Genomic DNA, 18,770 nt, shown 5'->3' on the forward strand with positions numbered 1-18,770 from the left:
ATCAGGCTCGCGCCACGGGCAGGACCAGTCGCAGGCACACGGGCTGCTCGCCTCCTGCCGTCAACAAGGCCACGCTGCCGCCCAGCCGCTCGGCGATGCGCCGCACCAGGTACAGCCCCAGCCCGGCGCCGGGCCGGTGCTGGGCGTTGCGGCCACGGTAATACCTTTCGAACAGCTGGTCCTGGTCCGCCTGGGCAATGGGCTCTGCCGGATTCGAGACCTGGATCTCCAGACCCTCGCCCTGCCTGGTCACGTCCAGGCGGACCGATTCGCCCTCGGGCGTGTGGCGGTCTGCATTGGCCAGCAGATTGCGCAGCGCGATGCGCAGCAGGCCGGCATCGGTGATCAATTGCTGCGTGCCCCCGCCCAGTTGGCAGACGATGCGGCCGGGCGCAAAGTCCAGGCACAAGCCATCCACCAGCGCATGCAGGTCGCACGGCTGCAGGCGCGGCTCGGCATGGGGCTGGGGGTCGGCCATGCGGTCGTCGGCCAGGCAGTCGTCCACCAGGGCCAGCAGGCGCTGGGCGGCTTCGCGGATGTTGCGGCTGCGTGCCAGCGTCTTGTCGGGCGGTGCAGCCAGATTGCGCGCCAGTTGCTGCGCACTGGTCAGGATGATGGCCAGCGGCGTGCGCAGTTCGTGCGAGACCATGGCGACAAAGTCGCGCTGCTCCTGGCGCACCCTGCGCTCCAGCGCCAGCGCCTCGCTGAGTTCGCTTTCGCGCAACTGTCGCTGCCGCAGTTCCGCCTCCAGCCGGACCTGCTCGCGCTCTCGAATGCGGCGCCTGCGCTCGTATCCGCCGATGATCCAGCCACTGAGCAGCAGCATGTGCGCCATGGTGCCCAGCGCGGACGCATGCGTGGACACCAGCGCGGTCAGCGCGTTCATGGGCAGCCAGCCCAGGTTGCGCAGGAAAGAGATCAGCACGCCGGCATAGAAGATGCCGAACGCCAGCATGAAGAACCGTGCCGGGGCGTGGCCGCGCCGCCACAGCCAAAGGGCGAATGCGAGAAAGCCCACGGTCAGCGGCAGGGTCATGGCCTGCACCGGGACCATGCCCGCCGAGTAGTGCCCCGACACCACCAACAGCATGCAGCACAGGCTGAACAGCCACAGCAGCGGCACGATCTGGCGTACCAGCCGCGGATACAGCGATGCCAGCTCCAACTGCCTGCAGGCCAGTTGCATGGAGATCGCCAGGGCGCCGGCAATGCCGCATCCCAGCAGGCGGTCGCTCCAGAAACCCGGCAGGCCCGTCAACTGCTGCACCAGCCCCAGCGATACCACCTCATTGAGCACGCAGACGCTGAGATAGGCCAGAAACAGGCCGCTCACCGGAGCCCGCGTGCCCAGCCAGAACACCAGTTGCACGCCAATCAGCAGCAGGTACAGCCCGAAGTACAGGCCGAACGAGAGGGCCTCGCGCCGCGTATGGTTGTCGAACGCCAGTCGCTGCCACAGATCGATACGGGTGACGAGCGCGTTGCGCGCACGCAGGCGCACCAGCAACTCGTATGACCCGGCGGCAGCAGGTTCGAACTGGAATGCGGGACTGCGGTAGTCCACCGGCCAGGCGTGACGCGGAATCTCTTCGCCGCTGCGCCCCAGCAGCTGCCAGGGGTCGCCAGGCCGGCGCACATGGACCTCCACCTCATCGAGCAGGGCATTGCCCAGCAACAGCATCCAGCTGCCGGGCTGCTGCACCTGCAGCGGCATGCGCAACCAGACCGCCGCCTGCGTGAAGCTGGCGTTCAGGTGCCCTGGCATCGCCTTCCACCCGGGCGCCAGGTCGGCCTGCCGGACATCGAGCAGGCCCGAAGCGTCATCGAGCCGCTGCCACTGCCCTGCGGTCTCCTGCATGGGCACATCGGGGTCCAGCACGAGGGTCCGGGCCTGGAGCAGCAGTGGGCACAGCAGCCAGGCCAGCACGATGAGGGTTGCACGGTAATATCGCATCTGAAGTCCACCACGGGGCCGCCAGCGTACACCAGCTGTCTGCGCTGTCACCCGCCTGCCCTCCTCCCAGTCCATGCTTGATGTGATCCTGCTCGAAGACGAGCCCGTGCTGCGCCATGAACTGGGCGAGTTCCTCGAATCCCTGGGCTATGCACCGCAGTGCGTGGCCAGCCTGCAGGAGTTCGACCGCCATTTCGATGCGCGGCGCCACCGGCTGGCCATCATCGACATCGGCCTGCCCGACGGCAACGGCCTGGCGCTGATCCAGCGCCTGCGCCAGCAGGGCCAGCAACTGGGCATCATCGTCTTCAGCGCGCTCAACAGCAGCGCCAACCGCATCGACGGCCTGGAGATCGGCGCCGACCACTACCTGGGCAAAGGCTGCGATCTCGACGAGCTGGAAGCCACCCTGGCCGCCCTGGTGCGGCGCCTGGGCCTGCAGCAGCGCCAGGCGCCGTGGCTGCTGCAGCTTGGCCCCAGCCGCCTGCAGCCCCCCGCCTCGCCCCCTGTGGCGCTGTCACACCAGGACCTGCTGGTGCTGCACTGCCTGATGGGCAAGGCAGGGGCCAGCGTCAGCCGCCGCCAGATCGTGCAGGCGCTGGGTGGAGACTATCTGGTCTACGACCAGCGCCGCCTGGACACCCAGATGCGCCGGCTGAGGCGCAAGGTGCAAGAGGCCAGCGGCCAGCAGCTGCCTGTCAAGACGCTGCGCAACAGCGGCTATTGCTTCTATCTGCCGGGTGAAGTGCAGGCCTGAGGAAGGGCCTGAAGGCGCCCGGTCCTTGCGGCCCGGCAACCATCAGACGACCGAGCGCACCCAGCGCACGATCTCGCCGGCAGGCAGCGCGCCGGAGACACGGGCGATCTCGCGTCCTTCCTTGAACACCACCATGGTCGGGATGCTGCGGATGTTCCAGGGCGCGGCAGCGTGGGGGTGCGCCTCGGTATCGAGCTTGGCCAGCTGCACGCCGGGCGCCAGCGCCTGAGCCGCCTGCTCGAAGGCCGGAGCCATCATGCGGCAGGGGCCGCACCAGGGGGCCCAGAAATCGACCACCACGGGCACCTGGCTGCGCCCCACATGCCTGGCGAAGCTCTGCGCATCCAGCGCCACGGGCTGGCCGGTGACCAGCGGTTGATGGCAGCTGCCGCAGTCAGGCGCGCTGCCCAACTGGTCGGCAGCAATGCGGTTGGTGGTGTGGCAATGGGGGCAGACGAAATGCAGCTTGTCGGACATGGGCGGCCTCTTGTTGGCGAGTCATGGGGGCAATTGCATGCATATACGGGCGCTGCGCCCATGCTTCAAGCCATGCTCAGACCAGCTTGGCGATCAGGGCGGCAATCACGCTGAGCAACACGGTGCTGGCAATGGGCAGAAAGATCACGCGGCCGAACAGGCGAAAGCGGAAGTCGCCCGGCAGGCGGCCCAGGCCTATGCGTTCCAGCCAGGCGTGCAGGCCATTGAACAGCAGCAGGGCCAGAAAGATGACGAGGAGCCAGCGGATCATGGCGCCGAGTGTACGGCGGCGCGGGACCGGGCCATACAGAGTACACCGCGTCATGCACACGACATATGGACTGCCTACATTGCCGCTGTCCCCCCCTCTTCATCGCCTCCAGGCCGACCACCACGAATTCGCCATGCAACGCAACCGCCGCCTTCTTCTTGCCGCAGCCCTGCCCGCCGCCTTGCTGATGACCGCCTGCGCCAGCGCACCTGCGCCGACAGCCCGACCCGGCGCCATCGACAACAGCGCCCTGCAGCGCAGCGACTTCCGCGCGCACCAGGCCACCTATGGCCTGGTCTACCGCCTGCCGGCCGATGCCACCGCCATCCTGGACAGCCAGGTCGCACCCGTGGTGCACGAGCAGTTGCTGCGCCTGAAGCTGGTGGCCGAGGCCAACACCTTCAATCTGCCCCATGTCACCGTGGTGCATATCCATAGCGCCGACCCCTCCACGCCGCGCAAGATGCTGGCGGCCCTGCCGGCGCTGCCGCCCGTGCTGCAGGACGTTCACCTGAAGAATTTCTACACCACCGAGGCCGCCAAGGGGGCCGGCAAGCCCTGGTGGCTGGACCTGGGCATCGTCAAGTCCGGCCCGGCCTACGATGCCATGATGGACTTCAACACCCGCGCCACCGCCGCCATGGCGCCGCTGCGCGACGGCCCGCTGCCGCGCGTGACGGGACCCGTCTATGCCCGCATGAACGACTCTGCCAAGGCCATGGTGCAAAGCGTGGGTGTCAGCGGCATCAACCAGGTGCAGGCCGGCAAGGAGGTGCGCAGCCACAACCCGCACAACACCCTGGTCTACAGCGAAGCCACCTTCACGCCCGAGATCGAGCGCGCCATGGGCGAGACCGCCGCGCGCCTGAACCGCATCCTGCCCGGCGGCTTCACGACCACGTTCGAGAACCTGTCCATCGTGGAGCTGGGTTTCTCGGGCAACGTCACGCGCGAGATCTACCGCATCAACCTCAAGGACCAGACGGCCTACGAGGTGAGCAACGGCCGAAGCGTCCAGCGCTGAGGCCGGGGCAGAGCTCTGGCCGGCGGCTACAGGCGGTGCGTGCGGTCGCCGCGCACAAAGCCCATGGCGTCCCAGGGCTCCACGCCCTTGGCCAGGCCGATGACCTTGAACAGCTCGCCCATCTCGTGCTCCATCATCAGCTTGGTGGCCATGGCGCGCGGGCCCTGGGCCAGTGCGTCGAGCTTGGGGCCCAGGCCGCAGTTGATGAGGAAATGGGCCTGCGAGGTATAGCCCAGCACCTCGAAGCCCGCCTCCTGCGCTGCCACGGCCGTGCCCGTGAAGTTCACATGGGCCGTGATGTCCTTGAGGCCGACATCGGCCAGCGGATCGTCGTCCACCTTGTGCAGCCGGTGGCACACCAGGGTGCCCATGTGGCGCTGCGGGTGGAAATACTCGGATTCGCCAAAGCCGTAGTCGATGAAAAATGCCGCGCCGCGCGCCATGCGCTCGCCCAGCGTGCGAATGAAGGCCTCGCCCTGCGGGTGGATTTCGGTCAGGTAGTCGTGCTCGCCCTCGATGTCCATCGGCGGGCGCAGTGGCGTGGGCCTGTCTTCCCAGCCCAGGCTGCCGTCCGGCTGCAGCACCACGCCGCGCTCATGCCAGACACCTGCCTTGCGCACCAGCAGCTGCACGGGCATGGCATCCAGCACCTCGTTGCCGATGACCACGCCTTCGAGCCTATCGGGCAGGGCATCGGCCCAGTGCACCAGGCTTTCGTACTTCACCAGCCTGAGCTGCTGTCGCGCACGCAGCGTGCCCGACAGGTCGACGATGGTGTAGCGGTCCGGCCGCACGCCCAGGGCCGCCAGCTCGTCCAGCACCTGCAGCGCCAGCGCGCCCGTGCCGGCGCCAAACTCCCAGACTTCGCGGGTGTGCGTGCGCTGCAGCGCCTCGGCCACCTGGGCGGCCAGCAGTTGGCCGAAGACCGGGGACATCTCGGGCGCGGTCACGAAATCGCTGCCCGACGATGGCATCAGCCCGAACTTGGCGGTGTCATTGGCGTAGTAGCCCAGGCCCGGCTCGTACAGCGCCAGGGCCATGAAACGGTCGAAAGCCAGCCATCCGCCCGAGGACGCAATCTCTTGCGCAATACGGGTTTGCAGGGCGGCCGTTAAAATTGAGGGTTCTGTCGTCACGATCCGTACATTGTCCTCGAATGTCCTCACCTGCCCGAACACGCACAGTTTTGGTGACCGGCGCGGCCCGCCGCCTGGGGCGCGACATCGCGCTCGCGCTTGCCAGCGCCGGTTGGCAGGTGGCCGTGCACTACCGCGACTCCCACGACGAGGCGCTGGAGACGGCCGCCACCTGCGCTGAACTGGCCGGCGACAGCGCCGCCCTGGATGCCGATTTCTTCAACGAGGACTCGGTGCGCTCCCTGGTGCCGCGTGCCGTTGCGCACTTCGGCCACCTGGACGCCGTGGTCAACAACGCCTCTCTGTTCGAGCATGACGACGCCGGCAGCTTCAGCTACGTGGCCCTGGAAGCCCACCTGCGCAGCAACACCGGCGCGCCCATCCTGCTGGCCCAGGCGCTGCATGCCCATATCGAGGACCGCGTGGCGGCCGGCGAGGAGCATGCCAGCGGCGCCGTGATCAACATGCTGGACCAGAAGCTCTGGAACCAGAACCCCGATTTCCTCAGCTACACGCTGTCCAAGGCAGCGCTTGAGGCCGCAGGCACCATGCTGGCGCTGGCCCTGGCGCCGCGCGTGCGCGTGGTCGGCGTGGCCCCGGGCCTGACGCTGACCAGCCACATGCTGAGCCAGGAGCGCTTCGAGGCCCTGCACCGCCTCAGCCCGCTGGGCCGCTCGTCCAGCGCGGCCGACGTGGCCGCCACCGTGTGCTTTGCGCTGGACAACCAGTCCATCACGGGCACTACGCTGCTGGTCGATGGCGGCCAGCACCTGCAGCGCTTCGAGCGCGACTTTTCCATGATGTAGGCGCCTGCCCGCGCCCATCCCCACACTCCACGGCTTTTCCCCATGAACTCCGCCACCGGACAACAGATCCTGACGCTCACGGGTTTGCGTTTCGACGCCAACCTGGGCATCCTCGCCCACGAAAAACAGATGCCCCAGCCCATCCAGGTCGATGCCGAGCTGAGCCTGGGCACGCAGCCGCTGGCTCCGCGCGACGACGACATCCTGCATGTGCTGGACTACCGCAAGGTGCGCCAGATCATCATCGATGAATGCACGGCCGAGCATGTGAACCTGCTGGAGAGCCTGATCGGCAAGCTGGCCCAGCGCCTGATGCAGCTGCCCGGCGTGATGGGCGTGCGCGTGAAGATCGCCAAGCTCGAAATTTTTGACGACTGCGAAGTGGCCATTCGCGTCGAGACAGGACAATGGTGAACCCCATGAACGCAGTGACCGACAACCCCTGGCTGGCCGAAGAAGCCGCCGCCGACGCCCCCGCAGACACCGCAGGCGGCAACCGCATCAAGATCGAGCGCGAGCAGATCAAGCTCGAAAAGCGCCTGTGCCGCGAGGTGGGCCGCGCCATCACCGACTTCAACATGATCGAGGAAGGCGACAAGATCATGGTCTGCATGTCGGGCGGCAAGGACAGCTACACGATGCTGGACGTGCTGCGCAAGCTGCAAAAGCGCGCGCCCGTCAAATTCGAGCTGGTGGCCGTGAACCTCGACCAGAAGCAGCCCGGCTTTCCCGACCATGTGCTGCCCGAGTACTTCAAGAGCATCGGCGTGGACTACCACATCGAAACGCAGGACACCTACAGCGTGGTCAAGCGCGTCGTGCCCGAGGGCAAGACCACCTGCGGCCTGTGCTCTCGCCTGCGCCGCGCCATCCTGTACAAGGTGGCCGACGAGCTGGGCTGCACCAAGGTGGCCCTGGGCCACCACCGCGACGACATCGTGCAGACGCTGATGCTCAACATGTTCTACGGCGGCCGCATGAAGGGCATGCCCCCGAAGCTGGTCTCGGACGACGGCAAGCATGTGGTGATCCGCCCGCTGTGCTACGTGCCCGAGAAGGACACCGTGCGCTGGGCCCAGTACCAGAACTTCCCCATCATCCCCTGCAACCTCTGCGGCAGCCAGGACGGCCTGCAGCGCGTGGCCGTGGGCGAGCTGCTGCGCGAATGGGACAAGAAATTCCCGGGCCGCGTGGAAAGCATGTTCCGCGCCATGGGCCACATCGTGACCACGCACATGATGGATCCCGAGCTGCACGACTTCAAGAACGCCAAGGCCACCGGCATTGCCGACCCCAACGGCGACATGGCCTTCGACCATGAAGAGATGCCAGTGTCCGCATCGCTGCCCGGTCTGCAGGTGGTACAACTGTCGTCCTGACGGCTGAACCTATCACAATCGCCCCACTCCAACCAAGGCCCGTGCAAACGGGCCTTTTTTCGACCAAGGAGTACACCATGAAGCTGCGCTGCATCCATGTCCTGGCCATCGTGGCCACGGCCTTGCTCACCGGCTGCGCCAGCGTGCGCGAAGTCCAGAGCACCGTCCAAAGCTATTCCACGCTGGGCGCCCTGCCCGCGCCGCCCACCTACCGCCTGGAAGTGCTGCCCTCGCAACGCGAGGCGCAGACGCATTTCGCGGCCATCGAGTCCCAGGCCCAGCAGGCCCTGGGCCGCGTGGGCCTGCAGCGCGACGACTCCCGGGCCAGCCTGATCGTGCAGATCGGTGCCGACGCTCGCTATGCGCGCGACTACGCCGCCTGGCCCTACTACGACCGCTGGGGCGGCCCGCGCTGGGGTTGGGGCCTGGGCTACGGGCGCGGCTGGGGCATGGGCTTTGGCGGCAGCTTCATGTTCGACGGCCCGCCGCTGGAGTACTACCGCGCCGTCAGCATCGTGATGCGCAACGCCACCACGCAGCAGATCGTCTACGAGACCTCGGCCCAGCGCCAGGATGTGTGGACCGACGACCCGGCCATCTTCGGCATCCTGTTCGACGCTGCGCTCACCGGCTTCCCCAACCCGCCCAAGGGCTCGCGCGTGGTGCGCACCACCATCGGTCCGGTGCAGCAGGGTGGCGCGCCGGCGCAGCCGCCGGCCCAGGGGGCACCTGCAGCGCAGGCCGTGCCGGCCACGCCAGCACCCGCCCGGTAAGCCATCGCGCGCCCAAATCAAAGGCCTGCAGACGCAGGCCTTTTTTGCATGGTGATGGCGCTTGAAGCAGTGCCTCAGTGCACATGCTCCATATCCGGCACGGCAGCCATCAGCGCGCGCGTGTACGCATGCTGCGGTGCATCGAGCACGGCGCCGGCCTCGCCGGTCTCGACCAGTCGGCCGCGCTGCATGACGCCGATGTCGTCGCACATGTGGCGGATCACGGCCAGGTTGTGGCTGATCAGCAGGTAGGTCAGGCCGAACTCCTCCTGCAGGTCGCGCATGAGGTTGAGCACCTGGGCCTGGACCGAGACATCCAGCGCCGAGGTGGGCTCGTCGCAGATGATGAACTCGGGCCGGCTGGCCAGGGCGCGCGCAATGGCGATGCGCTGGCGCTGCCCGCCCGAGAACTGGTGCGGGTACTTGCGCGCATCGTCGGGCTTCATGCGCACGCGGCGCAGCGCCTCCTGCACGCGCTCGGCCGTCTCGTCCTTGCCGGCCGTGAGGGCCAGCACCTGCAGGGGTTCGGCAATCAGCTCCTGCACGGTCCAGCGCGGGTTCAGGCTGGCATACGGGTCCTGGAAGATCATCTGGAAGCGCCGGCGCATGGCCACGGTCTGCGCGGCCGGGCTCCACTTGTCCACGCCGTCGAACAGTACGGTGCCGCTGGTGGGCGGCGTCAGCCCGGCCACCATGCGCGCCACCGTGGATTTGCCCGAACCGGACTCGCCGACCAGGCCGAAGGTGGAGCCCCTGCGGATCGAAAAGCCGACGCCGTCCACGGCCTTGAGGATCTTTTTGTCCTCGCGCGCCAGCAGACGGGCCAGCCAGCCGCTGGACAGGTCGAACTCCTTGCACAGATCCCTGACCTCCAGCAGGGCAGCCGCGGGCTCCTGCGCTCCGGCCCCGGGCTGCCAGGGCACGGCGGGCGCGGCCGGGCCGCCGCCCACCTCGGGCACGGGCAGGCGCTGCACGCGGTGGTGCACGCTGGGAATGGCGCCCATCAGCACCTGGGTGTAGGGCTGCTGCGGCGCGTCCAGCACCTGGCGCACGGGGCCGGTTTCCAGCACGCGGCCCTGGTACATGACCATGACGCGGTCGGCCGTCTCGGCGATGACGCCCATGTCGTGCGTGATCAGCATGGCGGCCGCGCCGCGCTCCTTGCACACGCGGCGCAGCAGGGCAATGATCTGCGCCTGCACGGACACGTCCAGCGCCGTGGTGGGCTCGTCGGCAATGATGAGTTCGGGCTCGGCGCACAGCGCCAAGGCAATGGCCACGCGCTGGCGCATGCCGCCCGAGAACTGGTGCGGATACTGGGCCATGCGCTCGCGCGCCTGCGGGATCTCCACCTCTTCGAGCAGGGCCAGCGCGCGTGCCTCGGCCTCCTTCTCGGAGACGGGCAGGTGCGTGCGGATGGTCTCCATCAGGTGCCGGCCCACGGTATAGACCGGGTTCAGGCTGGTCAGCGGGTCCTGGAAGATGGAGCCTATGCGCCGGCCGCGTATGCGCCGCAGGTCCTCGCCGCGCAGCGTGTCGATGCGCTCGCCGCGCAACTGCACCGTGCCGGCCGAGATGCGGCCCGGCGGCTCGATCAGGCCGATCACGGCGGCGCCCGTCATGGACTTGCCCGCGCCAGACTCGCCGACCACGCCCAGGATCTCGCCGGGCGCAATGTCGAAGGACACATCGTCCAGCACCTGCACGGGGCCCTTGTAGGTGTCGAAGGTGACGGACAGGCCGCGAACGCTCAGCACCGCAGGCTGTGCGGGGGGCTGCCCGGATTGTTGTGTCGTGCTCATTGCAGCTTGGGGTTCAGTGCGTCGCGCAGCCAGTCGCCGACGAGGTTGACGGACAGCGCCAGCGCCAGCAGCACCAGCGAGGGGAACAGCAATATCCACCACTCGCCCGAGAACAGGAAGCCCTGGCCGATGCGGATCAGCGTGCCCAGCGAAGGCTGGGTGGGCGGCAGGCCCACGCCCAGGTAGGACAGCGTGGACTCGGCCACGATGGCATGCGCGAAGCTGATGGTGGCGATCACCAGAATGGGCGCCAGCAGGTTGGGCAGGATGTGGCGCACCAGGATGGCCACGCGGCTGCGGCCTATGAGCTGGGCCGCCAGCACGTAGTCCTTGTGCTTTTCCACCATCACCGCGCCGCGCACGGTGCGTGCGTACTGCACCCAGTCGGACAGGCCGATGGCCACGATGATCACGAAGACCGCCATGTCGTCGCGGTAGCCCTCGGGCAGCAGGCCGCGTGCGATGCCGAAGACCAGCAGCGCCACCAGGATCACGGGAAAGGTCAGCTGCACATCGGCGATGCGCATCATCAGCGTGTCGAACCAGCCGCCCGCATAGCCGCAGACCAGGCCCAGCGGCACGCCGATCAGCAGGGACAGCCCCACGGCCGACACGCCCACCAGCACCGACATGCGCAGCCCGTAGAGGATGGCGCTCCAGACATCGCGGCCCTGGTCGTCCGAGCCCAGCGCGTACAGCGTGCCGCTGGTGCCCGCCTGGCCCGGCGGCGTGAAGGCATCCATCAGGTCCAGATTGGCCGGATCGAAGGGGTTCTGCCACGCCAGCCAGGGCGACAGCAGCGTGGCCGCCACGATCAGCGCCAGCACCAGCGCCGCCGCCTGCACCAGGCGCGAGCGTGCAAACGCGCGCTTGACCGGCGAGTCGCTGGCGCGCCAGCCCGTGGGAGGGATTGCTTGTTTGGCGGAATCGGTCATCGGTTTCTCAAGCGGGGGTCCACGATCACGTACAGGAAATCGACGAGCAGGTTGATGCCCACGTACAGCAGCGCGATGAACATCAGGTAGGCGGCGATCAGCGGCACGTCCACGCCCTGGATGGAGGAGATGAACAGCAGGCCCACGCCGGGCCACTGGAACACGGTCTCGGTGACGATGGCAAAGGCGATCAGGGAGCCGATCTGCAGGCCCGCGATGGTGATCACGGGAATCAGGGTATTGCGCAGCGCATGGCCGAAGTACAGATCGCGCTCACGCAGCCCGCGCGCACGGCCGAAGCGCATGTAGTCGGCGCGCAGCACCTCCAGCATCTCGGCGCGCACCAGGCGCATGATCAGCGTCATGTTGTAGAAGCCCAGCGTGATGGCCGGCAGGATCAGCGCCGACCAGCCCGAAGCCGTCAGCAGCCCGGTCTCCCAGCCGCCCAGCTTCACCGTCTCGCCGCGCCCGAAGGACGGCAGCCAGCGCAGCTCCACGGCAAACAGGTAGATCAGGGCGATGCCGATCAGGAAGGTGGGCAGGGACACGCCCACCAGCGACACCGTCATGATCGAGCGGCTCAGCCATCCCTCGCGCCGTATGGCCGTGTACACGCCCAGCGCCACGCCGATGACCAGGGCGAACAGCGCCGCCGTCATCGCCAGCTCCAGCGTGGCGGGCAGGCGCTCGGCAATGATCTCGGTCACGGGGCGCTTGAGCCGGTAGGAGATGCCCAGGTCGCCCTGCAGCACCTTGCCCACGTAAGCCAGGTACTGCAGCGGCACGGGCTTGTTGAAGCCCAGGCTTTCCGTCAGCGCCTCGCGCTCGGCAACCGTCGCGTCCTCGCCCAGCAGGCTGATCGTGGGATCGCCGATATGGCGGAACACCATGAACGAGACAAAGGAGACGGCCAGCAGGACCAGGGCGGACTGGCCCAGCCGGCGCAGCAGATGGACCAGCATCGGCGCTTACTTCTTCTCGAACTTGACGAACTTGAAGTGCAGCGCGTTGTCCGGGTGCACGGGCACATTGAGCCGGGGCACGGACGCGAAGTGGATCACCTGGTCATGCAGCGCAATGTAGAAGCGCTCCTTTTGCACGGTCTCCCAGATGCTCTTGATGGTGGCATCGCGCTTTGCCTTGTCGCTCTCCGAGGACAGGGACAGGATCTTGGCATCCACATCGGCATTGCTGTAGTGCGTCGCGTTCTGCGCGCCACGGCTGTCCTTGCCGCGCGTATGCACCAGGAAGTCGAAGATGTAGGCCGAGTCGTAGGTGGGCACGCCCCAGCCGTACAGGTAGAAGTCGCTGTCCGCCTTGGTCAGCGAGACGCTGTGCATGGCGATCGGCCGGGCCGAGACTTCGGTCTTGATGCCGATGCGACCCAGGAAACCGGCCACTGCCGTGGCGATGGCCTCGTCGTTCACATAGCGGTCGTTGGGCGTGTTCAGCGTGATGGTGAAGCCGTTGGGGTAGCCCGCCTCGGCCAGCAGTTGCTTGGCCTTGGCGGCATCCGCCTTGGGATAGGCCGCAAAGGCCTTGTCGTAGCCGTTGACGAACGACGGCGCGATCACGCCCGTGGGAATCGACAGGCCGCGCATCACCGAGCGCTTGATCGCATCGCGGTCGATGGCCAGCTCGATGGCCTGGCGCACCTTGGGATCGGCCAGCGGATTCTTGCCCTTGACGTTGCTGCTCTTGAGCTCGGCCGCACCCACGTTCAGGCCCAGGAAGATGGAGCGGTTCTCGGGGCCTTCATTGATGCGCAGGCGCTTGTCCTGCTTCAGGCGCGCCACGTCCTGCGCGGGAATGTCCTGGGCGAAATCCACCTCGCCCGACAGCAGGGCCGCCACGCGCGTGGCCGGCGACTTGATGGGCAGGTAGACCAGCTCGGTCACCTGCAGCGGGAACTGGCCCTTGCCCCAATAGTCGGGGTTGAGCTTCATCACCGTCTTCGAATCGACCTCGCGGCTGGCCAGCACATAGGCGCCCGTGCCGTTGGCCGCGCGCGTGGCGCCATTCTCGGTCTTGCTGGCCGTGTCCTGCGTGGTCTCGGCGCCGTTGGCCTTGGACCACTTCTCGCTCATGATGAAGAGATTGGTCAGGTTGTCGGGGAAGATCAGGTTCGGGCCCTTGGTCTTCACATGCACCGTGAGATCGTCCACGGCCTTGGCCTCCTCCATCGAGGACAGCAGGGACTTGACCTGGGCGTTCTCGCCCTTGGCGCGGTTCAGCGAGAAGACCACGTCGCGCGCCGTGAACGGCGTGCCGTCATGGAACTTGACGTTGGGGCGCAGCTTGAACTCCCAGACCGACGGGTCGGAGGTCATCTTCCACGAGGTCGCCAGCGTGGGCACCAGCTTGCCGTCGGCCGAGCGGATGACCAGGGTTTCGTAGATCTGGTGCAGCAGCACGAAATTGGTGCCCACGTTGAAGGCATGCGGGTCCAGCGAAGTCGGATCGGAGCCGCGCGCCCAGCGCACGGTCTCGGCCTGGGCCAGCGCGGCCGAGGTCAACAGGCCTGCGGCCAGCAAAGAACTGCCCAGAATCTTCATGATCATTTGTCTGCTCCCCTGTGGATTGATTGGAAAGGCGGCGGCCATGCGGCGCAGCAGCCCGGGCGCCGCAAGAAGCGGGCCATATAGGTGCGCCCCACTTTAAATAACTTTTTCAGCTTGTTGAATTGATTTTTATACTTAAAAGCCATTTCCAAATAACAAGACTGCCGCCGCGGCCCGCCAATGGTGTGCGGCCATCATGGACAGGCCAACGGCTTTGACAGCTAGTGAAAACGCGAAAGACCGACACGGCCCGCTCTGGCAAAGGTTTGCAATCGGGCACAGGTCTGCGCCGCACGGCGTGCTAATTTCAGGCCCTGTATCGAGCCTGCGGGTTGCCGCGGAAAGGAAGCATCCATGAAGACATCCATTGCCAGCGCACTGCTGTGCGCCATGCTGGGCCTGGGCGCCCTGCCTGCCCAGGCGTCGGGCCTGGGAGACTCGCTGCGCCAGGCCTCGGGCCTTGGCGGTGACAAGGCCGCCGCCAGCAGCGAAGGCGCCGGCTCCGGCCTTGGCGGCATGCTGGGTGCGGGGGCAGGCGGTGCGGGCGCGCTGTCCGCCCTGGGCCTGAGCCCCTCGGCCACGGCCGGCAATGCGGCAGGCGTCATCTCCTACTGCATGAAGAACAACTACCTCAATGCCGACAAGGCGGCCCAGGTCAAGGACCAGTTGCTGGGCAAGCTGGGCATGCAAAAGCAGGAAGAGCCCAAGGACACGGGATTCCAGAACGGCCTGGGCGGCCTGGTCACCGGCGCCAACGGCAAGAGCTTCAGCATCGACAAGCTCAAGGGCGACCTCAAGGAAAAGGCCTGCGACTTCGTGCTGGACAACGCTAAATCGCTGATCTGACCCCCTGAGCGGCTGCGCCGCTTCCCCCTTCTCGCTTCGCGGAGGGGGACGACACCTTCGGCTGGGCGCCCCCGCCGCGAGGCGGCTCTTGCTCGGCGTCCCTGAGTGGGGCCGCGCCAGTTTCAACGGCGGCGCGCGATGCAGGCTTGCCTGGCTTGCGGGACAATGCCTGCTCTTTTTGCAGCACCCCACGCCAGCCCCTCATGCAAGCCACGCGCATCATTGCCATCCGCCACGGAGAAACCGCCTGGAATGTGGACGCCCGCATCCAGGGCCATCTGGACATTCCTCTCAACGACCTGGGCCTGTGGCAGGCCGCCCAGGCCGGCAAGGCCCTGGCGGGCGAGCCGGTGGCCGCCATCTACAGCAGCGATCTGCTGCGTGCCTATGCCACGGCCGAGGCCGTGGCCGCGACCACGGGCGCGACGCTGACGGCCGACAAGGGCCTGCGCGAACGCTGCTTCGGCAGCTTCGAGGGCCAGACCTTCAACGATATCGAGGCGTCCCACCCGGAGGACGCGCTGCGCTGGCGCAAGCGCGATCCCGAGTTCGTGCCCGCAGGCGGCGGCGAGTCGCTGCTGATGCTGCGCGACCGCATCTCGGCCACGGTGAACCGCCTGGCCGGCCGCCACGCAGGCGAGCAGATCGTGATCGTGGCGCATGGCGGCGTGATGGATGTGCTCTACCGCCTGGCCACGCACCAGGAAGTGCAGGCACCACGCACCTGGGCGCTGGGCAACGCGGCCATCAACCGCCTGCTGTGGACGCCCCAGGGCCTGGGCCTGGTCGGCTGGGGCGATGTGCAGCACCTGGAAGGCGGTGCGCGCGACGAGGTTTTCAGCTGAACGCCCGCACTGCAGCGCAGGCCCTCATTCCACCTGGATATTGGCGGACTTGACGATCTGCGTGTAGCTCGCCTTTTCCTTCTTCAGGAATTGGGCGAACGTGGCCGGCGTGCCCGAGCCGGGCGTGGCGCCGCTGTCCTGCAGGCGCTTGCGGACCTCGGGCAGCTTCAGCACCTCGGCCAGTTCGGCGGCCAGGCGGCTGACCACGGGCTCGGGCGTGCGGGCGGGGGCGAACAGGCCGGTCCAGGCTTCCAGCTCGAAGCCCTTCAAATCAGGAGCCTCCGCAAAGCTCATCACCTCGGGAATCACGTCGATGCGCTGTGCCGAGGTCACGCCCACGCCTTCCAGCTTTTTCTGCTGCACCAGCGGCGTGGCGCCGGTGGTCATCAGAATGCCCAGATCGACCTGGCCGCCCATGACCTCGCTGGTGACCTGTGCCACGCCACGATAGGGCACATGGACCAGGCGGATGCGGGCACGCTCCTGCAGCCGCTCCATGGCCAGGTGCAGCACCGTGCCCACGCCCGGGGTGGCATAGGTCAGCGCGCCGGGCCGGGCGCGGGCCATGCTGATCAGCTCGTTGAGGTTGTGCACGGGCAGGCCAGGGCGGGCCACGATCACCATGGGCGCCACCGAAGTCAGGCCCACGGGAGCCAGATCACGCTCGGCGTCATAGCGCACGGAGGAGTTCACCAGTTGCGCAATGCTCACCGGCCCGTCAAAGCCCAGCAGCAGCGTGTAGCCATCGGCATGCGAGCGCGCCACCTTGCTCACGCCCAGCACGCCGCCGGAGGCCGGCACGTTGTCCACCACCACCGACTGGCGCAGCCGCGCACCCAGCTTTTCGGCCACCAGCCGCGCCGTGGCGTCCACATCGCTGCCCGCGCCGAAGGGCACGATCAGCGTGATGGGCCCGCCTGCCGGCCAGGGCTTGCCCGCGCCCGGCGCGGCATGGGCGGCGGGTGCAGCAGCAAGGGCCGCAGCCACTGAGGCGGCAGCCGATAGCAGGGAGCGTCGGGACAGGTGCATGGAGCGTGGGCATGCGCGGCGCATGCCGGCGAAGGCGGTGCGGGCTGGCAATGGCCTGCAGGGCAGGGACGGCCAGCGCGTGGAAAGCGGGCGATTCTGCCATAGGGCGCAATTTTCCTGCCACACGCTTGCCACGAAGCCCTATTTATTGCAATCCGTTTCAACCCTTGTGATTCCGTGTCCTAGGGTTCTCGCCTAAGGCGCTGCCCCGCCGTCATGCCCAGAATCGGCTGACCATGCTCTCACCCAGCCAAGTCATTGTCTTCGCCACTCCTGCCTTTTTGCTGCTGATCGCGCTGGAATGGGGCGTGAGCCTGTGGCGCGGGCGCAATGCCTACCGGTTGGCCGACGCCATCAGCTCCATCAGCCTGGGCATGCTCAGCCAGACCAGCGCCGTCTTCACCCAGCTGCTGCGCATAGGTCTGTACACGCTGGCCTTCGAGCACCTGGCGCTGTGGCGCAACGATGCCTTCTGGACCAGCATTCCCGGCTGGCTGCTGGCCCTGCTGTTCTACGACTTCTGCTACTACTGGCTTCACCGCATGGGCCACGAAGTGGCCGTGCTCTGGGCCGCGCATGCCGTGCACCACCAGAGCCAGGACTACAACCTGTCGACGGCGCTGCGCCAGACCAGCTCGGGCGCGCTGCTGGGCTGGCTGTTCTACCTTCCCATGGCGCTGGCCGGCGTGCCGCCGCTGGTGTTTGCCATCGTGGGCCTGATCGATCTGCTCTACCAGTTCTGGGTCCATACCGAGCAGGTGCGGCGCCTGGGCTGGTTCGACCGCTGGTTCTGCGCGCCCAGCAACCACCGCGTGCACCACGCCGTCAATGACTGCTACCTGGACAGGAACTACGGCGGCATCCTCATCGTCTGGGACCGCCTGTTCGGCACCTTCAAGCCCGAAGACGACAGCGAGCCCTGTGTCTACGGCACGCGCGGCCTGCTGCAAAGCTGGGATCCGCTGTGGGCCAACGCCGTGGTGTACCGGCAACTCATCCATGACAGCTGGCATGCGCGGCGCTGGGGCGACAAGCTGCGCGTCTGGCTCAAGCCGCCCGGGTGGCGCCCTGCCGACGTGGCGCAGCGCTTTCCCAGGCCGGCCTTCGACCTGGACGCGCACCGCGTGCTCTACGCACCGGACATGCAGCGCAGCCTGCGCTGGTTTGCGGGCCTGCAGTTCGTGGCGCTGATCGCCGGGGTGTCGCTGTTCCTGTGGCATGCCGACCAGTCCTCGACGGCGCGCAATGCGCTGTGGTTTGGCGTGCTGCTGGCCTGCCAGTGGGCACTGGGCGCGGCCATGCAGGGGCGCATCAGCCTGTGGGTGGCCCTGGCCATCGAGGCCGGCGCGCTGGCCACCGCCACCAGCGTGCTGGACATGCTGCACTGGCACTGGCTGTTCAAGCCGCTGGCCATGGTCTTTGCGCTGATCGCTGTCATGCAGATGTGGCGCGGCAGCGCGGCGTTCTCGGCGCTGGCGAAACCCGCGCGCGGCGCCTGCTGGCTGGCCGCGGCGCTGGCGGCCTCGATGGCGGGCGACGTGTTCCTGATGCTGCCCGATCTGTTCATCCCGGGCCTGGCCAGCTTCCTGCTCGCCCACCTGGCCTATATCGTGCTGCTGCGCCAGGACGCACCCTGGTTTGCGCACCGGCCCTCGCTGGCCGCCACGCTGGCCCTGGGCGCGGGCATGTATGCCGTGCTCTGGCAGGGCGGCCTGCCCGCCGCGCTGCGCCTGCCCGTGGCCGCCTATGTGCTGGTCATTGCGCTGATGGCGGCGCAGGCCCTGGGCCGCGCGCGGCATCTGGGCGGCAAGGCGGCCTGGCAGGTGGCCATGGGTGCCTGCTTCTTCATGGCCAGCGACTCGCTGCTGGCCATCAACCGATTTGTGCAGCCCTTCGACGGCGCGCAAGCCGGCGTGCTGACCACCTACTACGCGGCGCAGTTGCTGATCGTGCAGGGCTGGCTGGCCCGTGGCGCATCGACATCAGGGTTGACCCGAGGCAGCTCGCAAGGCACAATGGCGGGATCGCATTTTCAGGAGTCCTTCCGTGGACAGTGCCAGTTCAACCAGTGACAAACAGCGCGCCGCAATGGCTACGCTTCTGGCTGACTGACCGACTCCTGTGAAGGGAGCGGCCATGTCGGCCGGCTTCCTTCCATTGCTGCGTTTCCCCTTG

Annotated in this window: 18 protein-coding genes; 9 read left to right on the top strand and 9 right to left on the bottom strand. The window is 67.5% G+C overall.

From position 1 onward, the window contains the following. Nucleotide 1: 1 nt before the first annotated feature. Nucleotides 2–1,954, bottom strand: coding sequence for a sensor histidine kinase (locus G4D77_RS12600; protein WP_154835832.1), 1,953 nt, complete (start codon nucleotides 1,952–1,954; stop codon nucleotides 2–4). 73 nt (nucleotides 1,955–2,027) lie between these two features. Between G4D77_RS12600 and G4D77_RS12605 the strand changes: the two genes are divergently transcribed. Next, on the top strand, nucleotides 2,028–2,711 hold the full coding sequence (locus G4D77_RS12605) for a response regulator transcription factor (protein WP_016446511.1): 684 nt from the start codon (nucleotides 2,028–2,030) through the stop codon (nucleotides 2,709–2,711). 42 nt (nucleotides 2,712–2,753) lie between these two features. Here G4D77_RS12605 and trxC read toward each other — a convergent pair whose 3' ends face one another. Then, nucleotides 2,754–3,188 carry a thioredoxin TrxC gene (trxC, locus tag G4D77_RS12610; protein WP_016446512.1) on the bottom strand — a complete coding sequence of 145 codons (435 nt, stop codon included), beginning with the start codon at nucleotides 3,186–3,188 and terminating at the stop codon, nucleotides 2,754–2,756. A 76-nt stretch (nucleotides 3,189–3,264) separates the two neighbouring features. Continuing rightward, nucleotides 3,265–3,459: a DUF2905 domain-containing protein gene (locus G4D77_RS12615; protein ID WP_012203183.1), complete on the bottom strand. Its 195-nt coding sequence runs from the start codon at nucleotides 3,457–3,459 to the stop codon at nucleotides 3,265–3,267. A 133-nt stretch (nucleotides 3,460–3,592) separates the two neighbouring features. On the opposite strand from G4D77_RS12615, the gene G4D77_RS12620 reads away from it, so the two are divergent. After that, nucleotides 3,593–4,483 (top strand): hypothetical protein, encoded by an 891-nt coding sequence (locus G4D77_RS12620; RefSeq protein WP_154835834.1) that lies wholly within the window; start codon nucleotides 3,593–3,595, stop codon nucleotides 4,481–4,483. A 26-nt stretch (nucleotides 4,484–4,509) separates the two neighbouring features. Here the strand turns inward: G4D77_RS12620 and G4D77_RS12625 are convergent, their stop codons facing one another. After that, nucleotides 4,510–5,523, bottom strand: coding sequence for a class I SAM-dependent methyltransferase (locus G4D77_RS12625; RefSeq protein WP_016446514.1), 1,014 nt, complete (start codon nucleotides 5,521–5,523; stop codon nucleotides 4,510–4,512). Nucleotides 5,524–5,639: 116 nt separating this feature from the next. Between G4D77_RS12625 and G4D77_RS12630 the strand changes: the two genes are divergently transcribed. The 4 genes from G4D77_RS12630 to G4D77_RS12645 all read left to right on the top strand — a co-directional run bounded on the left by G4D77_RS12630 (nucleotide 5,640) and on the right by G4D77_RS12645 (nucleotide 8,577). Next, complete coding sequence (locus tag G4D77_RS12630; protein ID WP_016446515.1) at nucleotides 5,640–6,425, top strand: SDR family oxidoreductase; 786 nt, start codon at nucleotides 5,640–5,642, stop codon at nucleotides 6,423–6,425. A 42-nt stretch (nucleotides 6,426–6,467) separates the two neighbouring features. Further along, nucleotides 6,468–6,839, top strand: coding sequence for a dihydroneopterin aldolase (locus G4D77_RS12635; RefSeq protein ID WP_016446516.1), 372 nt, complete (start codon nucleotides 6,468–6,470; stop codon nucleotides 6,837–6,839). Beyond that, complete coding sequence (ttcA, locus tag G4D77_RS12640; protein ID WP_016446517.1) at nucleotides 6,833–7,804, top strand: tRNA 2-thiocytidine(32) synthetase TtcA; 972 nt, start codon at nucleotides 6,833–6,835, stop codon at nucleotides 7,802–7,804. The genes G4D77_RS12635 and ttcA overlap by 7 nt, the downstream gene beginning before the upstream one ends. A gap of 77 nt (nucleotides 7,805–7,881) precedes the next feature. Further along, on the top strand, nucleotides 7,882–8,577 hold the full coding sequence (locus G4D77_RS12645) for a DUF4136 domain-containing protein (RefSeq protein ID WP_154835836.1): 696 nt from the start codon (nucleotides 7,882–7,884) through the stop codon (nucleotides 8,575–8,577). 74 nt (nucleotides 8,578–8,651) lie between these two features. On the opposite strand, the gene G4D77_RS12650 is transcribed toward G4D77_RS12645, so the two are convergent. Genes G4D77_RS12650 through G4D77_RS12665 form a run of 4 tightly spaced genes read right to left on the bottom strand, consistent with a single transcriptional unit; the run spans nucleotide 8,652 to nucleotide 13,875 of the window. Beyond that, on the bottom strand, nucleotides 8,652–10,379 hold the full coding sequence (locus tag G4D77_RS12650) for a dipeptide ABC transporter ATP-binding protein (RefSeq protein ID WP_213757964.1): 1,728 nt from the start codon (nucleotides 10,377–10,379) through the stop codon (nucleotides 8,652–8,654). Next, nucleotides 10,376–11,314, bottom strand: coding sequence for an ABC transporter permease (locus G4D77_RS12655; RefSeq protein ID WP_012203172.1), 939 nt, complete (start codon nucleotides 11,312–11,314; stop codon nucleotides 10,376–10,378). Before G4D77_RS12655 ends, G4D77_RS12650 begins: the two co-directional genes overlap by 4 nt. Next, on the bottom strand, nucleotides 11,311–12,276 hold the full coding sequence (locus tag G4D77_RS12660) for an ABC transporter permease (RefSeq protein WP_016446522.1): 966 nt from the start codon (nucleotides 12,274–12,276) through the stop codon (nucleotides 11,311–11,313). Before G4D77_RS12660 ends, G4D77_RS12655 begins: the two co-directional genes overlap by 4 nt. 6 nt (nucleotides 12,277–12,282) lie before the next feature. Then, nucleotides 12,283–13,875: an ABC transporter substrate-binding protein gene (locus G4D77_RS12665; protein ID WP_126311288.1), complete on the bottom strand. Its 1,593-nt coding sequence runs from the start codon at nucleotides 13,873–13,875 to the stop codon at nucleotides 12,283–12,285. Nucleotides 13,876–14,229: 354 nt separating this feature from the next. Here G4D77_RS12665 and G4D77_RS12670 point away from each other — a divergent pair, with 354 nt between their 5' ends. Both G4D77_RS12670 and G4D77_RS12675 read left to right on the top strand, forming a co-directional pair. Next, nucleotides 14,230–14,721, top strand: a complete 492-nt coding sequence (locus tag G4D77_RS12670) for a YjjA family protein (protein WP_047326234.1) — start codon at nucleotides 14,230–14,232, stop codon at nucleotides 14,719–14,721. A gap of 203 nt (nucleotides 14,722–14,924) precedes the next feature. Beyond that, nucleotides 14,925–15,566 carry a histidine phosphatase family protein gene (locus G4D77_RS12675; protein ID WP_017406433.1) on the top strand — a complete coding sequence of 214 codons (642 nt, stop codon included), beginning with the start codon at nucleotides 14,925–14,927 and terminating at the stop codon, nucleotides 15,564–15,566. A gap of 24 nt (nucleotides 15,567–15,590) precedes the next feature. On the opposite strand, the gene G4D77_RS12680 is transcribed toward G4D77_RS12675, so the two are convergent. Beyond that, entirely contained in the window at nucleotides 15,591–16,595 is a 1,005-nt protein-coding gene (locus G4D77_RS12680; protein ID WP_047217760.1) for a Bug family tripartite tricarboxylate transporter substrate binding protein, read from the bottom strand. Between the two features lie 236 nt (nucleotides 16,596–16,831). On the opposite strand from G4D77_RS12680, the gene G4D77_RS12685 reads away from it, so the two are divergent. Then, nucleotides 16,832–18,667: a lysoplasmalogenase family protein gene (locus G4D77_RS12685; RefSeq protein WP_154835837.1), complete on the top strand. Its 1,836-nt coding sequence runs from the start codon at nucleotides 16,832–16,834 to the stop codon at nucleotides 18,665–18,667. The last annotated feature ends 103 nt before the right edge of the window (nucleotides 18,668–18,770 follow it).

It is taken from the genome of Delftia sp. WY8 (assembly GCF_018437695.1).
Taxonomy (GTDB): Bacteria; Pseudomonadota; Gammaproteobacteria; order Burkholderiales; family Burkholderiaceae_C; genus Comamonas; species Comamonas tsuruhatensis.

Bases quoted from the DNA above. Each gene is read 5' to 3' on its own strand.
- G4D77_RS12600 (WP_154835832.1), bottom strand. From the start codon at position 1,954: ATGCGATATTACCGTGCAACCCTCATCGTGCTGGCCTGGCTGCTGTGC.
- G4D77_RS12605 (WP_016446511.1), top strand. From the start codon at position 2,028: ATGCTTGATGTGATCCTGCTCGAAGACGAGCCCGTGCTGCGCCATGAA.
- trxC (WP_016446512.1), bottom strand. From the start codon at position 3,188: ATGTCCGACAAGCTGCATTTCGTCTGCCCCCATTGCCACACCACCAAC.
- G4D77_RS12615 (WP_012203183.1), bottom strand. From the start codon at position 3,459: ATGATCCGCTGGCTCCTCGTCATCTTTCTGGCCCTGCTGCTGTTCAAT.
- G4D77_RS12620 (WP_154835834.1), top strand. From the start codon at position 3,593: ATGCAACGCAACCGCCGCCTTCTTCTTGCCGCAGCCCTGCCCGCCGCC.
- G4D77_RS12625 (WP_016446514.1), bottom strand. From the start codon at position 5,523: ATGGCCCTGGCGCTGTACGAGCCGGGCCTGGGCTACTACGCCAATGAC.
- G4D77_RS12630 (WP_016446515.1), top strand. From the start codon at position 5,640: ATGTCCTCACCTGCCCGAACACGCACAGTTTTGGTGACCGGCGCGGCC.
- G4D77_RS12635 (WP_016446516.1), top strand. From the start codon at position 6,468: ATGAACTCCGCCACCGGACAACAGATCCTGACGCTCACGGGTTTGCGT.
- ttcA (WP_016446517.1), top strand. From the start codon at position 6,833: ATGGTGAACCCCATGAACGCAGTGACCGACAACCCCTGGCTGGCCGAA.
- G4D77_RS12645 (WP_154835836.1), top strand. From the start codon at position 7,882: ATGAAGCTGCGCTGCATCCATGTCCTGGCCATCGTGGCCACGGCCTTG.
- G4D77_RS12650 (WP_213757964.1), bottom strand. From the start codon at position 10,379: ATGAGCACGACACAACAATCCGGGCAGCCCCCCGCACAGCCTGCGGTG.
- G4D77_RS12655 (WP_012203172.1), bottom strand. From the start codon at position 11,314: ATGACCGATTCCGCCAAACAAGCAATCCCTCCCACGGGCTGGCGCGCC.
- G4D77_RS12660 (WP_016446522.1), bottom strand. From the start codon at position 12,276: ATGCTGGTCCATCTGCTGCGCCGGCTGGGCCAGTCCGCCCTGGTCCTG.
- G4D77_RS12665 (WP_126311288.1), bottom strand. From the start codon at position 13,875: ATGATCATGAAGATTCTGGGCAGTTCTTTGCTGGCCGCAGGCCTGTTG.
- G4D77_RS12670 (WP_047326234.1), top strand. From the start codon at position 14,230: ATGAAGACATCCATTGCCAGCGCACTGCTGTGCGCCATGCTGGGCCTG.
- G4D77_RS12675 (WP_017406433.1), top strand. From the start codon at position 14,925: ATGCAAGCCACGCGCATCATTGCCATCCGCCACGGAGAAACCGCCTGG.
- G4D77_RS12680 (WP_047217760.1), bottom strand. From the start codon at position 16,595: ATGCACCTGTCCCGACGCTCCCTGCTATCGGCTGCCGCCTCAGTGGCT.
- G4D77_RS12685 (WP_154835837.1), top strand. From the start codon at position 16,832: ATGCTCTCACCCAGCCAAGTCATTGTCTTCGCCACTCCTGCCTTTTTG.